16 protein-coding genes are annotated in these 22186 nt (G+C 57.1%); 3 read left to right on the top strand and 13 right to left on the bottom strand.

Features of this window, described 5'->3' with window-relative positions; genetic code table 11:
* Positions 1-210: 210 nt before the first annotated feature.
* The 8 genes from rplA to Absy_RS01550 form a co-directional block, all read right to left on the bottom strand.
* Positions 211-903, bottom strand: a complete 693-nt coding sequence (gene rplA / locus Absy_RS01585; protein WP_048852971.1) for a 50S ribosomal protein L1 — start codon at positions 901-903, stop codon at positions 211-213.
* A gap of 4 nt (positions 904-907) precedes the next feature.
* Entirely contained in the window at positions 908-1342 is a 435-nt protein-coding gene (rplK, locus tag Absy_RS01580) for a 50S ribosomal protein L11 (RefSeq protein WP_048852970.1), read from the bottom strand.
* A gap of 105 nt (positions 1343-1447) precedes the next feature.
* The gene (locus Absy_RS01575) at positions 1448-3055 is read right to left on the bottom strand and encodes an efflux transporter outer membrane subunit (protein ID WP_052945676.1); all 1608 of its coding nucleotides are present in this window, start codon (positions 3053-3055) and stop codon (positions 1448-1450) included.
* A complete protein-coding gene (locus Absy_RS01570; RefSeq protein WP_048852969.1) occupies positions 3052-4365 on the bottom strand; it encodes an efflux RND transporter periplasmic adaptor subunit in 1314 nt (437 codons plus the stop codon). The genes Absy_RS01575 and Absy_RS01570 overlap by 4 nt, the downstream gene beginning before the upstream one ends.
* Positions 4362-7535, bottom strand: coding sequence for an efflux RND transporter permease subunit (locus Absy_RS01565; protein ID WP_048852968.1), 3174 nt, complete (start codon positions 7533-7535; stop codon positions 4362-4364). The genes Absy_RS01570 and Absy_RS01565 overlap by 4 nt, the downstream gene beginning before the upstream one ends.
* 119 nt (positions 7536-7654) lie before the next feature.
* A complete protein-coding gene (locus tag Absy_RS01560) occupies positions 7655-9028 on the bottom strand; it encodes a sensor histidine kinase (protein WP_052945675.1) in 1374 nt (457 codons plus the stop codon).
* The gene (locus tag Absy_RS01555) at positions 9015-9728 is read right to left on the bottom strand and encodes a response regulator transcription factor (RefSeq protein WP_048852966.1); all 714 of its coding nucleotides are present in this window, start codon (positions 9726-9728) and stop codon (positions 9015-9017) included. The genes Absy_RS01560 and Absy_RS01555 overlap by 14 nt, the downstream gene beginning before the upstream one ends.
* 21 nt (positions 9729-9749) lie before the next feature.
* Positions 9750-11021 carry a DNA recombination protein RmuC gene (locus Absy_RS01550; RefSeq protein WP_048852965.1) on the bottom strand — a complete coding sequence of 424 codons (1272 nt, stop codon included), beginning with the start codon at positions 11019-11021 and terminating at the stop codon, positions 9750-9752.
* Between the two features lie 193 nt (positions 11022-11214).
* On the opposite strand from Absy_RS01550, the gene Absy_RS01545 reads away from it, so the two are divergent.
* Together Absy_RS01545 and Absy_RS01540 are read left to right on the top strand one after the other, a co-directional pair.
* Positions 11215-12483: an MFS transporter gene (locus Absy_RS01545; protein WP_048853062.1), complete on the top strand. Its 1269-nt coding sequence runs from the start codon at positions 11215-11217 to the stop codon at positions 12481-12483.
* A gap of 129 nt (positions 12484-12612) precedes the next feature.
* On the top strand, positions 12613-13005 hold the full coding sequence (locus tag Absy_RS01540) for a hypothetical protein (RefSeq protein ID WP_048852964.1): 393 nt from the start codon (positions 12613-12615) through the stop codon (positions 13003-13005).
* Between the two features lie 59 nt (positions 13006-13064).
* On the opposite strand, the gene bcp is transcribed toward Absy_RS01540, so the two are convergent.
* Positions 13065-13553: a thioredoxin-dependent thiol peroxidase gene (gene bcp / locus Absy_RS01535; RefSeq protein WP_048853061.1), complete on the bottom strand. Its 489-nt coding sequence runs from the start codon at positions 13551-13553 to the stop codon at positions 13065-13067.
* 69 nt (positions 13554-13622) lie between these two features.
* Entirely contained in the window at positions 13623-16703 is a 3081-nt protein-coding gene (locus Absy_RS01530) for a bifunctional [glutamine synthetase] adenylyltransferase/[glutamine synthetase]-adenylyl-L-tyrosine phosphorylase (protein WP_048853060.1), read from the bottom strand.
* Between the two features lie 38 nt (positions 16704-16741).
* Here Absy_RS01530 and Absy_RS01525 point away from each other — a divergent pair, with 38 nt between their 5' ends.
* Positions 16742-20005, top strand: a complete 3264-nt coding sequence (locus Absy_RS01525) for an AsmA-like C-terminal region-containing protein (RefSeq protein ID WP_048852963.1) — start codon at positions 16742-16744, stop codon at positions 20003-20005.
* Positions 20006-20033: 28 nt separating this feature from the next.
* Here the strand turns inward: Absy_RS01525 and Absy_RS01520 are convergent, their stop codons facing one another.
* Genes Absy_RS01520 through Absy_RS01510 form a run of 3 tightly spaced genes read right to left on the bottom strand, consistent with a single transcriptional unit; the run spans position 20034 to position 22148 of the window.
* Complete coding sequence (locus tag Absy_RS01520; RefSeq protein WP_146802567.1) at positions 20034-20636, bottom strand: hypothetical protein; 603 nt, start codon at positions 20634-20636, stop codon at positions 20034-20036.
* Between the two features lie 49 nt (positions 20637-20685).
* Positions 20686-21363 carry a hypothetical protein gene (locus Absy_RS01515; RefSeq protein WP_245614662.1) on the bottom strand — a complete coding sequence of 226 codons (678 nt, stop codon included), beginning with the start codon at positions 21361-21363 and terminating at the stop codon, positions 20686-20688.
* On the bottom strand, positions 21363-22148 hold the full coding sequence (locus Absy_RS01510) for a DUF4412 domain-containing protein (protein ID WP_245614661.1): 786 nt from the start codon (positions 22146-22148) through the stop codon (positions 21363-21365). The genes Absy_RS01515 and Absy_RS01510 overlap by 1 nt, the downstream gene beginning before the upstream one ends.
* Positions 22149-22186 lie beyond the last annotated feature (38 nt).

Raw genomic sequence — 22186 nt, 5'->3', positions numbered from 1 at the left:
CAGAACCCGCTCGCCTGTCCTTGATAAACGGAATATCTGGCACTGCCGAAAATTCTCAGCCTAACCAGCATCCCCGTCTTACCACCCGCCAGCCCCATAGGGCTTATTAAGAACTCAAGTCACGTGTGGTCTCGGACAGGTATAAGAAGTGGTAAACCACTCCTTCATGCACCGGACTACCCACGAAGAGCAGCCCGGCAACATTCTTACTCAGCCTGCGAAGGCAGAGACATCCAGCTGCACGCCAGGACCCATTGTGGAGGTCAGGGCAGCCTTCTTCAGGTAGGTGCCTTTGGCACCAGCAGGGCGGGCCTTCTGCACGGCATCAACAAATGCGCGCACGTTTTCTGCCAGCTTGTCTGCACCAAAAGATGCCTTACCAACACCTGCATGAACAATACCGGTTTTTTCCGCCCGGTATTCAACCTGACCGGACTTGGCTGCCAGAACGGCACCCTTAACGTCCATGGTCACGGTGCCCAGCTTGGGGTTCGGCATCAGCCCACGTGGGCCGAGGATCTTACCCAGACGACCCACCAGAGCCATCATATCCGGGGTTGCAATGCAGCGGTCGAAAGCAATTTCGCCAGCCTGCACCTGCTCCATCAGGTCTTCTGCGCCAACAACGTCCGCACCAGCAGCCTTGGCTTCTTCAGCCTTGGGGCCACGTGCAAACACGCCAACACGCAGGGTCTTGCCCGTGCCGTTAGGCAGGGACACAAAACCACGAACCATCTGGTCAGCATGACGCGGGTCAATGCCCAGATTCAGGGCAATTTCAACCGTTTCATCAAACTTGGCTGTCGCGTTGCCTTTTACCAGAGCAACAGCTTCGTCCAGAGCATATGCCTTACCAGCAACAACCTTGGCGCGAGCAGCCGCAAGACGCTTGTTCTGTGCCATGATCTTAGCCTTCCACCACTTCAATACCCATGGAACGGGCAGAACCGACCAGCATACGCACGGCACCATCAATGTCGTTTGCGTTCATGTCCTGCTGCTTCTGAGCAGCAATTTCACGCAGCTGATCCATGGTCACCTTACCCACGGTGCCGCCCTTGCCAACCGTCGGGCTGCCTTTGGAAATTTTGGCTGCCTTGAGCAGGAAGTAGGTGTTCGGCGGGGTTTTGGTGATGAAGCTGAACGTACGGTCAGCATAAGCGGTGATCACCACAGGAATCGGCATACCAGGTTCAAGCCCCTGGGTCTTGGCATTAAATGCCTTGCAGAATTCCATGATATTCAGACCGCGCTGACCCAGTGCCGGACCAACCGGTGGAGAAGGGTTGGCTTTACCAGCGGGAATCTGAAGCTTGATGTAGCCAACAACTTTTTTGGCCATATCCGGGACTCCTTAAAAATGTACCCGGACCGCGGTTCTTAACGATTCCCACCGACATATAAATGCTGGCAGGGACCTCCCGCGTTCCGATCAGGAAAGGCGCGCTTACCTGTGTGTAGCGCGACTGTCAAGTCGTGCACGTGTTTTTGTACCGGCACTCAGGTCCAGACTTGCCGGGTCACGCACGGTGGAAATACCCCCCGCAGCAGGTGCCTGCCGCAGATTGCTGTACTGCAAAGGCTTGAACGGCATAAGCACACTATCCCCCTGTGGGAGCTGCTGGCGCGACCACCCTCCGCCCAGTGCGCGAATCAGTTCCACGCGGGACTGAACGGCCCGTGTGCATGTCTGCACCAGTGCTATACGCGCATTCAGGGCTGCGACCTGCGCCACAACGACATCCAGATAATTGGTCAGCCCCCCTGTATAAAGGGCCATGGTCATGCCCTGCGTGCGTACAGCAGCATCTACCGCACTGGATTGCTGACCAACCTGCACTTTAAGCCGGTTAACCCGCGTCAGCCCATCCTCAACCTCCTTGAAGGCATCCAGAACAGTGCTGCGATAGAGGTCTTCCTTTTCGCGGTACTGCGACCAGCTCCGCTGGAGGTCCGCCCGCCGTAAACCACCCTGAAAAAGTGGCAGAAGCGCCTGCGCGCCAAACTGGTACATGGAGTTGGATAATGAGGCGAGATCAAAGCCGTTATCCATAAACCCCGTCATGGCATTAAAGGTAATGTGCGGATAAAAAGCTGCGCGGGAGACCCCAATAGCTCTGTTAGCCTGCGCCATCCGCCGCTCGGCCGCCACAATATCGGGCCGACGTTCCAGCAGTGTAGAAGGCAGGGCAACCGGCAGAGGCCCCTGCACAAACCCCAGCCTGTCTACTGGTGCAATATGGAACGCTGCCGGAGCCTGATTGACCAGTATGGCTATGGCATGTTCCACAACATCACGCTGGGTTAAAATGTCAGTCTCCTGCGCCTGCGTGGCGTAGAGCTGCGCCTCCGCGCGCGAGACATCCATACCCGGCGCAATGGCCCCGGACAGGCGCATATTGGTGATCTGCACCGCCGTTTTGTAGTACCGGATGGAATCCCGGTACACGGCATCCTGCGCATCCAAACCACGCAGCAAAACGTAATCGCTTGCCAGTTCCGCCTGTAAGCTCAGGCGGGCTGCGGCATAATCCGCCGCACGCTCCTGCACATTCTGCTTGGCCATACGGGTTTTGTTCCGAATGGCAGACCAGAAATCCGGCTCCCACGTTGCCGTGCCCGAATATTGCTCGGATGACATGTACATTGGCCCTGTTGACCCCGCACCACGCCACAGACGATGGTCGGACCCTTTATACTTGGCCCCACCTGCCATACCCCCAATCTGCGGATACAGTTTGGATTTGGCCTCCATCGCCAGATCACGAGCTTGCAGAAAAGCCTCCGCCTGCGCCTGCAAATCCGGGTTCAGCCGCATAGCCTGCTCTTCCAGAGCATTCAGCTCCGGGTCACCCAGTACAGTCCACCACCGTTGATCAAGCATGGTGTTCGCACCACCAGCAGGCTGCATTACGCCACCACCTTGCCAGTTATCCGGGTAAATGAACGTGGCGGGTTTATAACGTGGCGCCATGTCACACCCTGCCAGCACGGACAACAGACAGGCCCCCAGCATAAGCCTGGAAGCGAAAAGCCTGGCCCCCTGCCCTCTCATTGGCGGCCCCCGGCCTCAGGCATAGCCCGGTTATCCTCCGGCATGGCCCGGGTATCATCCTTACTGGTATCCGGCGTTTTTTTAGGTAGGACACTCGGTGCATTATAGCCGGGTGTCCCTTTGACAATGCGCACCAGCTGGCCATCCAGCAGACCAGCCGATGGGTTGTTAATGACCCGATCGGTTTTTTTGACGCCGCGTTGCACTTCCACTGTTGTTCCGAGGTCGCGGCCCAAGGCAACATTGACCAGATGCACGTGGTTGCTGTCATCCACCAAAGCCACCTGCGTACCCTCCTGCCTGAACACAATGGCTCCTTCTGGCAGAATAAGCTGGTCCGGGTCGGCAGGGGCACGGAATGTGGCCGTTGCATAGGAGTTAGGCCAGAGTTCTCCTCCCTTGTTATCCAGCACCAGTTCGGTGGTGACCGTGCGCGTGTTCGGGTTAAAGGCGCTCGCTGTCGCCAGATAACGGGCCTTGAACGTGCGCTCGGGGTACTGCGGCACAATCAGGTTCGCTTGAAGGCGGGGCGAAATAATATCTGCGTAATCCTGCGGAACGGCCACAAACACACGCATGGCGTGCACGTCCGCAACGCTGAACAGTTCCGTGGCATTCCCGCGGGAATCCACATCTCCGCGGCCAGCGTTAACGTAATCCCCCACGTCGGCCATGCGCGAAGTGACAATGCCATCAAAAGGTGCCACGATTTTTTTAAACGCTTCAAGCGCTGCGTAGCGCTCCACGTCATGCTGTGCGGCTTCGACCTGTGCTTTCTCGGCCTCTGCATTCGCGGCCTGCACGTCCACTTCCTGCTGCGAAACAGCCTGTGTGCCCTGCAGGGCCTTCCAGCGTCGTGCGGTAATCTGCGCCAGCTTGTAGCGCGCCAGAGCCACATTGTAATTGGCTTTGGCTGCGGCGTATTGGGCATCCAGCCCCGGTGTATCAATTTCTGCCAGCACGTCCCCGGCTTTTACGCGCGCTCCAAAATCCTTGTACCACATTTTTACGTAGCCAGAGACCTGAGCGTAAATAGGAGCCTGATACCATGCGGCAATATTGGCAGGCAGGGACAGCTCCCGCTCATCCGGCCCCGGCTGAGGGTAAATGACCTGCACCACAGGCACGGCATCATGCGCTGTCTCCTGCGCAAGCTGCATGTAGGCCGAATGCCTTTGCACAAGCCCCATAATGACCAGAACACCGGCCACACCCGCAACAATAGCAAACCCCATTTTTCTTTTACGGGCAGCGGCCGCGGCTTTTTCCTTGGCGTCCACGCCACCCGTATTGTCGTGCTCCGGGGTCATACGCCAGCTTCCTCTTCTTTTGTCGTCGGCAGTTCTTTTTTGTTGTGCAACATTGCAAACACGCAGGGGACAAATAGTAGCGTCGCCACGGTAGCGACCAGCAGCCCGCCCATGACCGCCTTACCCAACGGCGCATTCTGCGAATTGCTTATGGACATGGGCAACATGCCAATAATCATGGCCGAGGCCGTCATCATCACCGGACGAATACGTTCAAAACCGGCTTCCAGTGCTGCCAGAATGGCATCTCCATGTTCATCCAGCCGCTCACGCGCAAAGGCGACGACCAGAATGGCATTGGCTGTGGCCGTACCCATACACATGATTGCACCCGTCAGGGCAGGTACGGACAAGGTTGTATGCGTAAGGAACAGGCTCCACGAAATTCCGGCCAATGCACCGGGCAACGCCGTGATGATAATGAACGGGTCCAGCCAGGACTGAAAATTCACCACAATCAGCAGATAAACCAGCAGAACAGACATGGCCAACCCTGCCAGAAGCTGCACATACGCGCTGTTCATGGTAACAGCCTGCCCACGCACCGTAAGGGTTGAACCCCGCGGCAGATCGGGCCTGAGCTCATCCACTATCCGCTCCACCTCACGCGAGACTGTGCCAAGGTCGATCCCTTCGTTCGAGGCATAAATATCGAACACGGGCATAATGTTATAGTGCGCAACCTCTGCCGGTGTACCGACCTGCTCGATCTGGCTCAGCCCCCCCAGAATCTGTGGTGTTTGCCCGCTCGGGTTGCCATCACCCTTATCGATCGGGGTGATTTCCAGATCATTCATGGTTTGCAGGAACGATGCGGGCGTCTGAATATCGATCAGATGCGAAACCCCGGTTTTTGTGTCCAGCCAGTATACCTGCCCAACCTGAGAGCTGCCTGAAAGCGAGACAAGCACGTTATCGGCCACATCGGCCTCCCGTATGCCTGTGCCCAGAGCATACATTCTGCGTGCGTTAACACGCAGGGTTGGTGTGGTCATGGGCTGCTGTACCGAAATATCGGTCAGGCCAGTTACATGCCGCAACTGTTCGGCAAGACGGTTGGCAAAGTGGAAGTTAGCCGGAAGGTCCCGCCCGACCACCTGCACATCAATGGGTGAAGGCAGACCAAAATTAAGAATTTTGGCGGTCAGATCCCCCGGCAAAAAGGAAAACTGTGTTCCGGGGAATTTTTCATTCAGGCTGTGGCGTAGCAGGCGGCGGAATTGCGCTACGGGTGCGGCCTCATCCTTGAGCGAAATTGTAATATCGCAATCCTGCGTGCCAACGGTTGGCGTGGGAATATACGCCATGTTGAGCGGACTAAACGCCAGACCGCAGTTATTGACGATCCCTTCCACCTGACCGGGGAGCGTGCGTTCGACTTCGCTATCCACCAGCTGGGAGATTTTACCCGCCTCCTCCAGCCGTGTGCCAACAGGAGCACGCATGTGCAGGGCAATAACGTCCGAATTCACCTCGGGAAAAAAGTTCTGGCCCACAAAGAACAGCAGCCCCAAAGACCCAAAAGAACACAGTACAAAAACGGGAATAAACGTCCCGCGGACTGTAATCAGGTAATGCAGCAGGGCATGGTAACGGTTGCGAAAATTCTCAAACCCACGCTCGAATGATTTTTGAAAACGGCCAAAAATCGTACGGGGTTCCTGCGGGCCATGTGCGTGAGCGGCAACCTGTGCGGCCAGCATATACTTGGCCATGGTCGGCACCAACGTGCGCGAGAGAATGAAAGACGCCAGCATGGCAAAAATAATGGCTTCTGCCATGGGCATAAACAGCCAGCCTGCCACGCCCGTTAACTGGAACAGCGGCATCCAAACAATGCAGATGCATAATGTGGAAACAAATGTGGGAATCACAATCTGGTTGGCAGCGTCCACAATAGCTGTCTCCAGATCCTTTTCCATCTCCAGATGTGCATCAATATTCTCGATCATGACCGTTGCGTCATCGACCAGAATACCAACTGCCAGCGCCAGCCCACCAAGGGTCATGACATTAATGGTCTGCCCAGCCCATCCAAGCCCAATGATCGAGCACAGCATGGCCAGCGGAATGGATGTGGCAATAATCACCGTGGACCGCCACGAACCAAGGAACAGCAACACCACAAGCCCGGTCAGGAAGGCAGCGGTGATCATCTCCCGCACCACGTCCTGCACGGACTCTTTCACAAAGGTCGAAGCATCGTTGAGCACATGAATGCTCACACCCGGCGGCAAGGTCTGCACAATGCCGGGGAGCAGCTTTTTAATCCCTGCCACCACATCCAGAGTAGAGGCATCGCCACTTTTCATAACAACGATCAGAACGCCCTGCTGCCCTTTGACCAGCACCAGATTGGTCTGGGGCGGGCCACCCTGATGCACCCATGCCACATCCCGCAGGCGGACTACGGCGTGCCCGACCTGTTTGATGGGAATATCGTTCAACTCGTCCAGTTCACGCGGAGCGGCATTGGTCTGAACCATCCAGTCAAACGGGCCAATCCGCTGATCACCGGCGGGCAGAACAATGTTCTGGCTATTCAACGCGCGTGAGACATCCACTGGTGAAAGACTGTGTGCCAGCAGTTTGACCGGGTCCAGATCAACCATGACATTGCCCGGCTTGCCCCCATACGGGTTGGGAATGGCCGCCCCGGCCACGGACACCAGTGCTGGCCGGATGAGATTGGACGACATGTCGTAAATCTCGGAAGCCGTCATGGAGGTGGAGGACACCTGCAACGTGATAACCGGCACGGAAGAGGCATCGTAAGCAAGAACAAGCGGCGGAGTGGAGCCTGTTGGCATCTGTTTGATCACTGTCTGGGAGACGGACGTGATCTGCGTTTGCGCAACAGATGTATTGGTACCGGGCTGGAAGAAGATTTTAACAATACCGCGCCCGTAATAGGACTGGCTTTCTATGTGTTCGATATTATTGACGGTCGCAGTCAATGCGCGCTCGTAATAATACACCACACGACCAGACATATCCTCCGGCATAAGTCCCGTGTACTGCCAGATAACAGCCACCACAGGGATGCGGATACTGGGAAAAACGTCCGTAGGGGTTGAAAAAATACCCTTAATTCCAAAAACAAGAATCAGGATGGACAGCACAACAAAAGTGTACGGTTTTTTGAGTGCTATAAGAACAATCTGGTTCATACGCCTTGCCCCTGACTAACAACGGGCACGGCAATCATTCTGGAAATGGTCGTCATTTTGCCAGTAGATACCCGCACATCCCTCTCCCGCTTGTGACATTATCTTTACAAACCATTACTCTAACCCAGCACAAGTGCTGGAAAAGCAATGCTAAAGCACGTCCCCACGCCATTAGGGCCGCTCTCGATCTTAACGTTTGCGTCATGCAGATGCGCAATTGCGCAAACAAGACTTAACCCCAGACCACTGCCTGGCACATGCCGACTTTTATCCGAACGATAAAACCGGGATAACACATTCTGCCTCTCCTCGGGGGCAATACCCGTACCCGTATCCGTAACGATCAGAATGACTGACTCATTTTTTTGTTGCACATCCAGCACGATACTACCGCCTTCGGGCGTAAATTTGATAGCATTATCAACCAGATTGGCCAGAAGCTCGATCAGCAGGTGCCGGTCGCCCCATACAAGCCCTTCGGCAGCACCAGGCTGGGCCTGCAATGTTTTGCTCTCCACTTCGGCAATGGGTTCGTAAAGATCGAACACATCATCCATCAACTCATGTAGTCGAACCTGTGCAAAACCGGCCATGCGGCGGCTGTTCTCTATTTCGGCAATTCTGAGCAGGGCGGTAATAATGCCAAGGCACTGGTCCAGATCGTCCACAGCGCGGCCTATCGCGGCCTCAAGCTGTTCCGGGTCCCGCTCGCCTGACTGCGCACGCTCCAGTTTGGCCCGCACGCGTGATAAGGGAGTGCGCAGGTCGTGCGCAATATCGTTCCCTACCGCGCGCATTCCATCCATCAGATGTTCCAGGCGGTCGAGCATACGATTTACGCTGCCCGCCAGACGTTCCAGATCATCCCGCTCCTTGTTGGCGGGCAGGCGTTCATGAATATCCCCCGCCATAATCCGGTCTATGGCTTCGTGCATTTCCTTTACGCGGGAGAGCGCGCGATGGCTGAGAGCAACCCCCAGAAACAACGCAAACAAAAAAGTGGGCACCGCAGCCACCAGCATGGCGTGGCGCAGCATCAGCTTTTGTTCAGCCAGAAGATGAAAACTGCGCCCAAGCACCAAAATGGTGTGATCAGGCAAGGTGACTGCCAGCAACCGTAACGGGTAGGCAGCGCCTTCCTCTGGATAAATTTCTATATTGTGCGGCTTGCCATCGGCCTTCAGGCCACGGGGCCATGTGTGCAGATCCCCCGCGATCAACGCGTGACCAGCATCAAACAGGCCAGCACTGTTGATGATCAACCGCAGGTCATCCGTTGCGCGACGACGAATAACATATTCCAGATGCTCGGGGGACATCTGGGCCAGCAGTTCGGCCTCCCCCTGTAACAGCTCGGTAGAACGGCGGGATTCCACAGCCTCCATCTGGGCATAGACCAGCCCGAACTGCATCAACATAACGCCAGCCATTGCAGCCAGCGCCATGAGGGTAATGCGGAATGTGGCTGTACGAAAAACCTCAGTCAGAAACACGCAGCTGGAACCCTGTACCGCGTATGCTCTGGATGAGCGGCTCCTCGCCCGGTGCATCCACCTTCCTGCGGAGTTTGCCTATGTGCACATCCACCAGATTGGTGCGTGGTATAAAGCGGTACTGCCACACATCTTCGAGCAGCATGGAGCGTGTCAGCACCTGCCCCGGCCTGCGCATCAGATATTCAAGAAGCCGGAACTCCCTTGGCAGCAGATCAATCTCCCGCCCATCCCGCCAGACCCGGCGTTCGATCAGATCCATTTCCAGCGGACCGGTCCGCAGCTTGGTATTGCGCGTATCATCCGGTCGCCGGAGCAGCGCTTCTATGCGGGCAACCAGTTCCTCCATGGCAAATGGCTTGGTCAGGTAATCATCCCCCCCTGCCTTAAGCCCGGTTACCCGGTCATCCACCGCCGATAGGGCAGACAGGACCAGCACAGGCAGGCGAATCCCCTGCTGGCGCATGGTCTCAATGACGGACAGGCCATCACACCCCGGCAAAAGCCGGTCCACCACCATCACATCGGCTTCCCCCTTCAAGGCTGCTTCCAGCCCCGCGTTGCCGGTTTCTTCGTGATGAACGTTAAAGCCGCGCCCTGTCAGCTCCCCTACAATTTCCTCGGCAATTCTGCCGTCATCTTCAATAAGGAGAACCGTCCGCCCTTCCAAAAAAGGGGGTAGCGTTTTGTCTTCTGCCATCCCTGCCCTCTCATTCCTGTTCTACCCTGTTGCAGTGCTACCCTTCTCATGGCCACTAAATTCAATTTCAGACTCTTCGCCATCGTCCTCGGTGGCAACCGGATTATCCAGCTCTTTCAGCCTGCGTGTGACCACTCTGGTACGCCGCCTTGCCTCTTCAATGGAGAAGGACATAGCCTGAGCATTCCGTGCCAGCTTGTCCAGCACGCCATCCATTTTCAACATTTCCTGCCGTGTGGCCCCCAGCAGACGGGCAATGCTTTCTGTCCGCTCTTCCAGCGCCAGCGTTACGTAACCAAGATGAATGGTCCGGAGCATGGCGGGCATAAGAGCTGGCCCCATGACCATAACCCGGAACTGCCGCCCTACATCGTCAATCAACCCCGGAATACGCGCCACTTCGGTATAAAGCCCATCGGTTGGCAGGTAGAGCACGGCAAATTCAACCGTTGCGGGGGGCTGAATATATTTGCTGGCAATTTTACGCGCTTCCGCCCGCACCGTATTCTCCAACGACTTACGGGCAATTTTTTCCGCCGCAGTATCGCCCTCTTCTGCCGCGTTCAGCAGTTTTTCATACGCTTCGGTGGGGAATTTGCTGTCAACAGGCATAAGCGGAGGCGTTTGGGTTTTGACCGGCATACGAATGGCAAATTCCACCACATCGTTCCCCGGCCCCAGCCGCACATTGCTCTCATACGTACCGGGTGGCAGCACGTCATCCAGAATAGCGCGCAACTGGGCCTCGCCCCATCCCCCCCGTGTTTTGACGTTGCTGAACAGGCGTTTAAGGTCGCTGATCTGGGCAGTCATGGCGCGGACCTCGCCCATGGCTTTCTGCATGGCGGTAAACTGTTCCAGCACCCGCTGGAACGATGTGTGCATCTGCCGCTCCACAGCCTCGTGCAGTTGCTCGGTTACCGCATGGCGAATGGCCGCAAGCTGCCGCGCAGATGTTTCTGCCATATTGCGCAAGGCCTCGGACTGGGCAGCCCGCGCCTCCGCCTGCTCGCGCCCCATTCCGCCAGACAGGGTACCAAGCTGTTCGGCCAGTTCCGCGCGCATCCGTTCCAGCCGGTCGCCAAATGCGCGCTCCATATCGTTCATGGCAGCTCTCTGTGCTGAAGAATCAGCACGCGCGGCAGCGGCCTCACGCTCCATCATCACATAAAGCCGGGCCAGCAAGTCGCTATCCGCCCCTTTTGCTGCGGGTTTACGCAGGGCATGGGCCAGCACGCCCCCCACCAAAAGGGACGTAACAGCCACACAGACAAGAACAATTACAGAACTCATACCCCGTTGTGTCTTATGTTCCAACCAAGAGCAAGCGGGCTTGTGCACTGTTTTTGAACAAAAACCACTGCAACCACGCAACATTCCTCATGCCGTGAGCGTAATGACAAACACACATCCATGATGATACGACGCTTACCCAGAGTGTCCTGTTCATAAACAAGACAAAATGCCCAAGGATGGAGAGCGCAGCTTGAACACGGCACAACGCATTCGTGGTATTCTGGCAGGGTCTGCCGGGAACCTGCTCGAATATTTTGACTGGTACGTTTATTCCTCCTTTACCATTTACTTTGCCCATGCGTTTTTTCCGCATGGTAGCCCCACGGCAGAACTGCTGAACGCTGCGGCCGTATTTGCCGTTGGTTTTTTTATGCGCCCTATTGGCGGCTGGCTGCTGGGCATGGCGGCAGACCGCTACGGGCGGCGCAAAGCACTGACTTTTTCCGTTCTGGCCATGTGTTTTGGCTCGCTCGCCATTGCGGTGTGCCCCACGTATGAACAGATTGGCGTTATTGCCCCGATCATTCTTGTACTGGCCCGACTGGTGCAGGGATTAAGCCTTGGCGGGGAATATGGTGCCTCTGCCACTTATCTGGCCGAGGTCTCCACGCCGCAGCACCGCGGCTTCTGGTCTGGTTTTTTGTATGTCACTCTGGTCATGGGTCAGTTACTTGCGCTGTGTGTGCTGCTGGTCATGCAATATGTGTTTTTAACACCGGAACAGATTGCAAGCTGGGGCTGGCGTATTCCATTCCTCATCGGGGCCTGCGGTGCGGTTCTGGTTTTCTGGCTGCGCCGCCAGATGGCAGAAAGCGAAAGCTTTGAAAGCACCAGCAAAAAGCAGACCAAAGGTGGTGTAGGCGTTATGCTCCAGCATTGGCCCTCCGTTTTGCGGGTGTGCGGGCTTACCTTGGGTGGAACCGTCGCCTTTTACACCTACACCATTTACATGCAGAAATATCTTGCGAACTCCCTTGGTTTTTCCAAGGAGACAGCAACCCTGATCTCTGCTGCCAGCCTGTTTGTTTTTGCGACCATGCAGCCCCTGTTTGGTGCCGTATCCGACCGTATTGGCCGCAAACCCCTGCTGCTGTTCTTTGGTGTGGGCGCAAGCCTTGGCACTATTCCGCTGCTCAAGGCTCTCTCCCTCACCTCATCAGGCTGGATGGCTTTTGGGCTGATTGTACTGGCTCTGTTCATGGCGTCCGGTTACACATCCATTAACGCTATTGTTAAGGCCGAGCTGTTCCCTACCCGCATCCGCGCCCTTGGGGTTGCTCTGCCCTACGCCCTGACAGTCTCCATTTTTGGTGGCACGACCGAATATATTGCCTTGTGGTGCAAGCATATCGGGCATGAAAACTGGTTTGCCTGGTACGTGTCCGCCTGTGCAGTGGTGACACTTGGAACGGCGCTAACACTCCCCAACACCAGCAAAATAACAGAAAATCCAGACTGACCCCGCCTGCTGGCATGATCAACAAAAGGACAGGGAACAGCCTTTAATTTGCCACAAGCAGATCGATATTAAAGGGAGAACACAAAAACATGGAGCAGGCTGACACCCTGCTTCAGGGAGGCACTCTTCATGCGCCGCATGACTCAACTTCTGATGGCACTGCCCGTTATTACAGGTCTTGGCCTTGCCACCCTGCCCTCCGCTCAGGCGCAACCCGGCCGCTGGGGTGGCGGCGGCCCCGGTTGGGGTGGTGGACCCGGTAGAGGTGGCCCAGGCTGGGGTGGTCACCGCCATGGTGATGGCGGGGCCATAGCCGGTGCCCTTATTGGTGGTCTGGCCGTAGGGGCTCTGGCAGGAGCAGCCATGAGCAATGGCCCCGGCGGATATGGCTACGGTTACAGCTATGGCCCGCCACCTCCTCCGCCGCCCCCACCCCCTCGGGCATATATGGTGCCAGTCGCGCCCATGCCTGCACCGGGTTATTATTACGCTGTGCCGGGTGGCTACTATTCCGGCTGGTAAGCTATGGCGGCAACACCCCACCACGGCCCTGTAACGGGCAAGGTGGTGGGGTAACAACCCTAGCCAGTGCAACCAAGGTTTCTGGCCTGCTCCAGAACGGCCTCCACATGGCCACTCACTTTGACCTTGGGCCAGATGTACGCAATGCGGCCCTGTGCATCGATCAGGAACGTGGCGCGTTCTATGCCCATATAGGTGCGCCCATACATGGATTTTTCCACCCACACACCATAAGCCTCGGTTACATTCCCCGCCTCATCTGATGCCAGAGGGAAGGTCAGATTGTATTTGCTGGCAAAGGCCTCAAGCTTTTTAACCGGATCGCGCGATACGCCGATAACGGTCAGGCCAGCCTGTTCAAAATCCTGAAGAGCCTCGTTAAACCCACAGGCTTCTTTGGTGCAGCCGGGCGTATCTGCCTTGGGGTAAAAATACAGCACATAGGGTTTTCCCTTAAGTGCGGCACTCTCCACCTTCCGTGCACCGCTGGCTTCCATGACAAAAGCAGGAGCTGCATCGCCCACTTGCAAAGCGTGTGTTTTATCCATCACTTTCTCCATAACACTCGATTTGGCTGGCCCATTACGCAAGCCCGCTGGTTATTCAATGGAACGGCTTTAACTTATAGGGCCGACCAATTTTTCAAAACAGGTCCGTACGTCATGCGCGAGCAGGTTGGTCCGCTCGATCAGTTCGGGCAAGGTGCGGGTTTTCATGTTCCTGAGCAGAATATTCAGCGCAGCAGGAGCCAGATCGCTCTCCAGCTCCCTGGGCGGCACAGGCCCACACAACAAACGCAGCAAAGCCTGCAAACGCCGCCAGAAAAAATCTGCCTGCTGCAACAGTCTGGCATCTGCCGCATTCAGCACACCACACCGCGCCAAACGCCCCAGAGCCAACCGCGTAGAGGGGCTGCGCGCCGTGGGGCTGGCGGCCACAAGTTGAAAAATCTGGGCTATAAACTCAACTTCCATAAGCCCACCCGCCCGGCGTTTAATGTCCCATATAGAACTTGCGGGCAGGTCACGCGCCAAACGTGCACGCATGGCACACGCATCGGCCAGCAAAGCGGCGCGTGTGGGGCGGGTCGTGCGAATACTCCCATCCAGCACCCGCTCCAGATCATGCGCCAGAGCACGGCGCAGGGGCTGAGGCGCGGCCACTATACGTGCACGTGTGAGCGCCATGCACTCCCATGTCCACGCGGATTCGGTATGGTAGCGCACAAATGCCGTGCGTGAGACCGCAACCGGCCCCGCAGCGCCGGAGGGCCGCAAGCGCATATCCACCGCATACAATGGACCTTCTGGTCCCGGGGCAGTCAGGGCTGCAATAAAGGCGTGGGCAAGGCGGGTATAGTACTGCCCCACCGCCACCGACCGGGGGCGGGAAAAAGGCAGCCCGTCCTGCCGGGTCAGCCCTGTGGTGGGCACAAGACTGGCCTGTGCCTCTTGAGGATGATCAAAAACCATAAGCAGATCAAGGTCGGAGCCGGGCATCATCTCACGCGAGCCTGCTTTGCCCATGGCAATAACCGCCATGCCACCGCCGGGCACGCGCCCATAACGCCGGACATGGTCCCGCTCCACCGCCTGCTTGATAACGGTCATAATTGTATCGGCCAGTAATGTCCGCTCGCGTTCAGCCTCGTTTTCGCCAATCCGCCCTTCCAGCAGGGCGACGGAAAGGCGGAACTCCTCCCCCCGCAGCAAAGGCCGCAGGGTGGTCAGCAGTTCCTCCACATCGGCCACTTCCTCCGCCAGTGTTTTAAGGCGGGCAACCACATTACGCCCTTCTTCCGGCTCCGGTGCCAGCAACCCTTCCAGTGCGGAGGGTTTGTCCGCCAGATGGTCTGCCAGAAAGGCCGAAGCATCAAAAATACTGGCAATACGGTCGATCAGTTCGGGGTTACGCTCAAAGAGGGAGAGAAGCTGCACCCCCGCGTGTTGGCGGGCCAGCAGGGCATCAAACCGCCGTAAACAGGCCAGCGGGTTGCCACGTTTGCCAAAGTTGGCAAGCAGGGCAGGCAAAAGAGCACGCAGCAGGGCATGGGCGCGCTCGGACCGCAGGGCACGCAAGCCGTTGCCACTCCACCGCCCCAGCACCTGCGCGGCTTCGGCCCGCTGTGCGGACGGAAAACCATATTTTTCCAGCAGTTCCAGCACCTGCCCCTCCTCGGGGCCGGGCATAAGCACGCTACCGGCTTCCAGACCATTCTGGGCAGACTGAATAACAAAATGCCGCTCAAATATCCGCCGGGCCTCGCGCATACGGGGCAGCATATCCAGCGCCAGTGCCTCGCCGTCCGTATGGTTCATAAAAACTGCAAACGCATCAAACCCGGCAACCGTATCGGGCAGGCTATGGGTCTGGTGGTCAGCACGCATTTGCAGGCGGTGCTCCGCATCCCGCAAAAAGCGATAGGTTCTGGCCAACACCTCGGCCTCGGCGCGCGGCAATCTGCCGGATCCAACCAGTTTTTTAAGCGCGCCAAAGGTTGTTTTGTCCCGCAAGCCGGGTTCGCGCCCACCCCAGACCAACTGCATGGCTTGTGCAATAAACTCAATCTCGCGAATCCCGCCCTGCCCCAGCTTGAGATTGTGGCCCAAAAGCCATTCGCGGCTGGCATCCGGGTCCGCCAGTACAGAATCGGGGAGCTGCGCCAGATCTGTCCGTCCGGCCTTGCGGTAGCGGTCTATGCGGGCCTTCATGTCATGAATATCGTCAATCAGGGCAAAATCGAGGTGTTTGCGCCAGATGAATGGCCGGATAGCCGCCAGAAAACGCCGCCCAAGCGTAAGGTCCCCGGCAACGGGGCGCGCCTTGATCATAGCCGCGCGCTCCCATGTCTGGCCCAGACTTTCATAATACAGCATGGCCGCCTGCACGGTTACGGCGGGTGGGGTGGAGGATGGGTCGGGCCTGAGCCGCAAATCGGTACGAAAAACATACCCATTCGCATCGCGCGCTTCCATCAGACTAACAAGATCGTTAGTCATACGCACAAATACACGTCGCACCGCGTCTGACTGAGAATACGTCGTGGGGTCGTACAGCACTATCAGATCGATGTCGGATGAAAAATTCAGTTCACGCGCACCCAGCTTGCCCATGGCCAACACCACCAGACCACACGCCTGAGTGGGGTTTTGCGGGTTTGGCAGATCTAGCTGCCCGGCCTCATTGGCCTGCCAGAGCATATGCTTGAGCGCGATTTCAAGCGCGGTTTCTGCCAGACGGCTGAGGGTCTGCGTGACATCCTCCAGCGTCCAGGCTCCGCCAAGGTCCGCAATAGCGCAAATAAAAGCTATGCGTTTTTTTGCATGACGAAGAAACGCAGCGACATACTCTCGCCCCGATGTGGCGTCAAACTGTGCACATGTTGCAAAAGCATCCTGCACACAGCTATCCGGCCCCTTGTCCAACAGGGCAGCAAAGGCTTGAATGTCCTCCCGCGCCAGATCGGACAGGTATGGGCTGTTCCCGCCAAGGCACAACATCAACTCCCGCGCACCGGGCAACGCCATAACAGATGCTGCAACACCATTCTGGCTGGCCAGTTCCAGCATATCCTCAACGAACACAGTGGCCTTGTGCCTGTCCGCCGGAGCAGGCCAGTCTGCATCCGGCCAAATCCGCGGGCCTTGCCTGCGAGTCTGCCTTACGTCACGGAAGAAAGAATGATCTGCCTGCGTCATGATATGGCCCGTACTGTGAACCATAAAGGCTTGCTGCGTTGACTTCCAACGGTCAAGACACCTCCCCCCCACCAAGAACAAAAATTCCCCGTGTCCTTGCTATTGGGGCATGTGTGCTGGTGGCGCTGCCATTGGTGGGATCTGCCGCGCTACTAGGCTGTCTGGCGTTTGGTCCGCTCGATATTACGCCAGTCGTGCGGCCTTTTTTGCCCATTACCATTATTAAAGGTGAACACGGGCACCCGCCCGAAGTCAGCCTGCGCCTTGGTCATGCCGAACTGCGCTGGAACGGCCTGCGCGAAGGGGTTGGAACGCCCATAACCGTTGTTTTGCAGGATATGCGCTTTATTGCGCCCGATAACGCAACGCCAAACACTGTGCAGGAAGCGGATATAACACTGGACCCGCTTACTCTGTTACATGGCAGCATCAAACTACGGACAGTAAGCATTAAAGGCGTGCATCTGGCGCTCCGCCGTACCCAGAACGGTAGCGTAGGATTTGACCTTGATCTTGCCCCCACCCCCCAGACACATGATGACAGCACGCTAGAAACCTACGGGCTGGAAAATGTCCATATAGAGGACGCCACCATAAGCATGGATGACCGGTTAACCGGCACCCACTGGCTTGCATCCAACATTGGTGTTGACCTGCACCTCCACCGCATGGGTGGCGCATCGGGCGTGACCGGCCTTGTCAAACTCAGTCTTGCTCCCCAAGGCACCCCCGGCCCCCGACTGGACCTTAGCGCACACGGTGAGCCCGCAGATAATAACCGGCAGATCATCTGGCACCTGAACACCAATACGCTTAACCCCGCAACATTTGCCCCGCTCTACCCGCAACTGGCAAAAATAGACACACCCCTGAGCTTTGCCGCAGAAACGCATTTTATAGCGACCAGCAAAACCGACTGGATGCTGCCAAGCGCGCTAAACCTTACGGCAACACTTGGCGCCGGGCATGTGCTGGCCGGAGGCTCACGTTACGAGGTTGACCACGGCAGCGCCATGATTGGCCTGCAACTGGACCAGACACAAGCCGATACCACGCCCGCAAAAATTAACATTCCCTCCATAACCCTGTTTTTGCGCAATCCCGGCTTACCGGAGGACGCCACACGCGCCCTGACCCTGACCCTGACAGGTGCGCTCAGTGCTTCCGACCTTGTGCAGCCCAAAGGCATAAACGCCCAACTTACCGCCACCATTCCCCATGTGTCGTTTGAAGATCTGGTCCATTACTGGCCCAATCTTGCTGCCAAGGGCGGAAAAAAATGGGTGACGGAAAACATTACAACAGGCATGGCGACCAATCTGGTCACCACCGCTACACTGGACAGCAAGGAAGGGTGGAGCGGTTTAAAGCTGACCAACATTCAAGGTGGTATTGATGCAACGGGCCTGACTGTCCATTGGTTGCGCCCCATTACCCCCCTGCAGGGGCTGGATGCCCGGCTGGACATTGTCAGTCCGGACAAGCTGAGCATCCATTTTGACCACGGGTACCAGCTTGTAAATCTGGCGGACAAGAATGTCGGCCTGACTGGCACCGGCCGGATTGAGGCCGGACCGGGCAGTATGGATATTGTGGGGCTGACCCAAAAAGATCAGGTTGGCATTATTCAGAGCGACCTGCGTGGCCGCCTGCAGGATGTTATGGCCCTGCTGGCCGAACCGCGGCTGCACCTGCTTTCCCGCCATCCATTAAGCCTGACAAAACCACGCGGCAAAGCTGGCCTGCATCTGGGCCTAAGTTTGCCCTTGATCAGCCGCGTAAGCATTAATGACATGACCATTCAAAGCCATGCCGATGTTTCCCATGCCTCGATCGGGAACGTCGTTGCCGGGCGCGATGTGGCCAATGCACGTTTTGGACTGGATGTTACCACCGATGGATTATCCCTTGCCGGGCACGGTGTTATTGGCGGGCTTCCCTCCGATCTAACATACGCCATGGATTTTCGGTCCCTACCGCCCGACGCGGTATCGGAAAAAGCACATCTGACTTCCCGCATAACCCCGGACACGGCTTTGGCTGCGGGCATTACCACGGGTGAACATTTTGCTGGCAGCGCAGATCTGGCCGTGGATTATCAGCAGCTAGCCAGCCACAAGGGAACGGTTAACCTCAATCTGGACCTGCTCCGTTCCAACATTCATATTCCCATGTGGGACAAAGCTGCTGGCAAACCGGCACAGGCTTCCGCCACCCTTGACCTGGACAAGGGGCAGATTACCAACGTGGAACGTCTGCGTGCCTCCGGCCCGGATATGAACGTTGTTGGTACGGCCCAGCTACGGGCCGGACATGCGCCAGAACTGCTTATTTCCTCTTTTAAAATTGCACGTTCAAACGGCCATGCGCGGCTGGTGTTACCCCAGAACCAGTCTGGCAATATGATCCACGTGGGCGTTTATGCCGATACGCTCGACCTTTCTCCCCTTGTTAGCCACGACGAGCACGAACAGACTGCCCCCGCAGCCAAAAAACCGGCCAATTACCATGTGCCAGAGGCCGCAACGGGCAAGCTCCACGGTCCTCCCGGCACAGCATGGGCCATTGACCTGACAGCCAACCAGCTCTGGTACAGCAAAAGCAAGCAACCCCTGCGCACCGTTAAAGCCTACTTTGAGGATAACGGACTGCGACTGGAAAAAATGCGCTTTACCATGCAAGGTCCGGTCCTTGCCAGCATGACCCTCAACCCTACAGGGGCAAACCGTACCTTACAGGCCCATATTCCAGACATGGGGGCCTTCCTTGGAGCGTTTGGCATTCTGCCCGACGTTAAAGGGGGGCAGGCCAAACTGGAGGGCACGTTTGATGATACCCTGCCAGCCGCCCCCTTCAGCGGTAAACTGAGCGTTACGCCATTTACGCTTAAAAAAGCCCCGACCTCCCTGCAGGTCGCCCGCAACATCTCGCTCTACGGCTGGCTTAATGCCCAGAATGCCAACGATTTTCAGGTCACGCACATGAACATGCCTGTCACATTTGAGGACGGTGTGCTGGAAATTCATGATGGAACAACAGGCAATGGTGCACTTGGCGCAACGCTGGAAGGCAAGATCAACCTTGACCGCAACAGCATAGACCTGCACGGCACCGTTGTGCCCATTTTTGCCGTAAATACCCTGCCGGGCAAATTACCGGGAATTGGCAAGCTATTCAGCCCGGAAAAAAATGGGGGCCTGCTGGCCGTCACATTCGGGGTGACAGGCAAACTGGAAGACCCCACCCTGCACATCAACCCCTATTCCATTTTTCTACCCGGTGTTCTGCGGGAGATGTTCTAAGCCCGCTCTTTACAAGCTCTTGTAAAGTCTAGTGTTTTTGTACCTGCCGTTGCGATGGCAGGTCCGATGCCGCATTGCGGGAGACAGATGTATCCACTCCCTGCCCGCCATCGGGTAAATCTGCATCACTTTCTTGCAAAAAAACCGGGTCCTGCACGGTATGGTTTATGGATGCGCTCAGCGCTCCGGCATGAACCATGTCGCGGAAGGCGGAATCCTCGTCGGACATGTCCGTGTCCACGCCATTCCCGCTGACCTCCCCTATGGCGTACAGGGTCTGGCCCGCACGGGGGCGCACTTTCTCGCGCAGCCAGTGCCGTGTGTGAGACACAACGCTGGAAGCATCGGCCACGGAGCAAGGCTGCATGTGCGTGAGGGTAATGGTCTCGGTCGTAACAATAGCTGCGGCCGAGGGGCTGCCTGCCGCACCCCTGCCCTCCGCCGCGCCCGTAGCAAACACTGTGCCAGAAGGAACAACAACCAGCGTTTGCGGCTGCTGCGCCGCCTGCGTTGTTATGCAAACAGTTGTTGGTCCGTCCGCTGCCTGTGCGTGCACAGCCCGCGTGGGCAGCACACAGGCTGCACATAACCCCAGAAGCAATATGGTGTGGCCGTAGGCTCTGTTGCGCATTCCATCCCTTTCCTGCCTTTCCACCAATGGCCACATGCAACCACGCCCTTTATGGGTGTGCCGGGGCCTCCTGCTTCAAACCGTCTGGAATAACAAACAGGCTATCCGGTTGTGCGGTACGCTGCACGCTGACTGCACGCACCGTAATCTGCCCGCCCTGAGCAACCTGAAGCAGCACCCCATCTGCCGTGTAACAGGCATCTGTTGGGTGACCATCCGTATCTTTTGTACGCCATACTGTGCACTGTTCACCCGCCACAACGGAACTCCCCAATCGTGCATAGGAGCCGATCATTGCCGGTTGCCCCGGTGGGGTAAGCTGCTGCGTACCGGGAACAGGCATAACGCTCACCCTCTTACGCCCCATATCCACCACACTCAGGGTTCTGTTCTGCCATGAGGTAAGCATGAACACGGCAGATTTTTCCGGGTCCAGCCGCTGGCGCAACGTGGCAACCTGCCAGCGCATGCGCTGGTGCGTGCTCACGTCCCCTTGAGGCGAAGCCAGTTCGTACATGACATCCACATCCGCAGATGGCGTAATGACCGGAGCCTCCACGCTCTGCCCATCGGACGTTGCACTGGATGAAGCAGCACCAGCATTGTCAGGCGCAACTGTAGCCGCACCAGCGGACTGGGCATAAGCCGCCGCACCATCTGCCAACGCCAGCAAGCAGGTGGCAAGAAACAGGGTGTTACGGCGCACGCGTGTTGAGCAAACAGCCATTATCGGGTCTCACCTTCTGGGTTGGTGTTGCCGGTAGGGAGCGTGGCGGAAGGGCCAACACCCGTTGTCTGGGCTTCCGGCTGCTGTGCGGCATCAGCACGGGGGGAATGCGGCGTTACCTCCTGAAAGCCAGAGGGCGGTTGGAACGCACTGACCGGAATACTGTCGTAAGCCACCTTCATGGCGCGCAGGCTACCGTTCAGCCCATCCACATCCACACCATCCTGCTGGAGAACAAATCCGTCATCCGTTACACAGGTTGTGGCTTTACCCTGAGCGGAAACAACCTGCCATCTGGTGCAGGGCTGGCCCGCCACCACATCGCTCCCCGTTTTGGTAAACTGCATGGACATGTCGAGCAGAAAAGGGTTGCGCACGCCAGCCTGCTGCACCAGCCGGGTGTAAATGCGGCGGTCATTGATAATGACCAGCACCTCCTGCGCGGCACGGTTAATAATAACGGCGCCCCGGCTCTGATCCCCGTCCATGCTGGTCATGTAGTTAATCCGCATTAACCCCCCATCACCCGAATACAGCACCTGCACATGGCGGCTTGCCACTGGTGCATCTGCCTTGGCACCAGCCTGTAAATCCTGCTCTGTTGGGCGGGGCTGAAAAACATAATCCACCACAGCATCACGCGCGGGGGTCAGGCGGGGATGGTCCGTTGCCAGTTGGGCATGAAGCGGAGGAGCCACAATGGCAGACACAGCAGGCACGCTTATGGCACACAGACCAAGCAGGGTCAGGGTCCGTTTACAGGCCGGTAAAAAATTGTCTGTCACCAAGTCTCTCTCCATACATATCCCACCTGGCACCATGC

This window comes from Acetobacter syzygii (genome assembly GCF_000964225.1).
In the GTDB taxonomy this organism is placed as follows: domain Bacteria; phylum Pseudomonadota; class Alphaproteobacteria; order Acetobacterales; family Acetobacteraceae; genus Acetobacter; species Acetobacter syzygii.
This window is presented reverse-complemented; position numbering and strand designations above follow the sequence as displayed.